The sequence below is a fragment of the Micromonospora endophytica genome, from assembly GCF_003236305.1.
Taxonomy (GTDB): Bacteria; Actinomycetota; Actinomycetes; order Mycobacteriales; family Micromonosporaceae; genus Micromonospora; species Micromonospora endophytica.
Map to the genome: position 1 here is coordinate 1 of NZ_POTX01000510.1, position 731 is coordinate 731.

General features: G+C 71.4%; 1 protein-coding gene and 1 pseudogene. Both read left to right on the forward strand.

The features are described from left to right. Positions 1-410, forward strand: a pseudogene (locus tag C1I93_RS30825) (L-erythro-3,5-diaminohexanoate dehydrogenase); the annotation flags it as partial. 4 nt (positions 411-414) lie between these two features. Then, positions 415-731: amidohydrolase family protein (locus tag C1I93_RS30830; protein ID WP_146603623.1), on the forward strand; the 317-nt coding region annotated here is incomplete at its 3' end.

A 731-nucleotide genomic window follows, 5' to 3' on the forward strand; every position in this document is an offset into this window, starting at 1 on the left:
GTGCGGGTCGTACGGTCGGGGTGGTGCCGGTGGCGGCGGAGCGGGACGCCCTGGTGGCGGCGGGTCTGGCGGACGCGGTGGTGGTGGCGGACGCGCGGGATCCGGTGGCGTTGTCCACGGCGGTGACGTCGGCGTTGGGGATGCCGGCGGATGTGACTGTGGTCTGCGTGGATGTGCCGGGTTGTGAGCATGGGGCGGTGTTGGCGACCGCTGACGGTGGCACGGTGGTCTTCTTTTCGATGGCGACGAGTTTCGCGGCGGCGGCGTTGGGGGCGGAGGGCCTGGCGGCGGATGTGACGATGCTTGTCGGGAACGGGTACGTGCCGGGGCACGCGGAGTTGGCGTTGGGGCTGCTGCGTGACGAGCCGGGGGTGCGTGGTCTGTTCGAGGCTCGGCTGGCGGCAGACTGAGGCCATGACGAAGAACCCCTCGACGTTGTATCGCGGTGGCGCGCTGTTCTGTCCGGCGGAGCCGTCGGCGACGGCCCTGTTGGTGCGGGACGGGCGGATCGCCTGGTTGGGTGCGGATGCGGACGCGCCGGTGGCGGACCGGGTGGTGGATCTGGACGGGGCGTTGGTGACGCCGGCGTTCGTGGACGCGCATGTGCATGTCAGTGACACCGGGTTGGTGTTGTCGGGGTTGGATCTGTCCGGGGTGCGTTCGGCGGGCGAGTTGTTGGCGGCGGTGGCGGCGTTCGCGGCGGGTCTGCCGGGGGACGCGGTGGTGTTGGG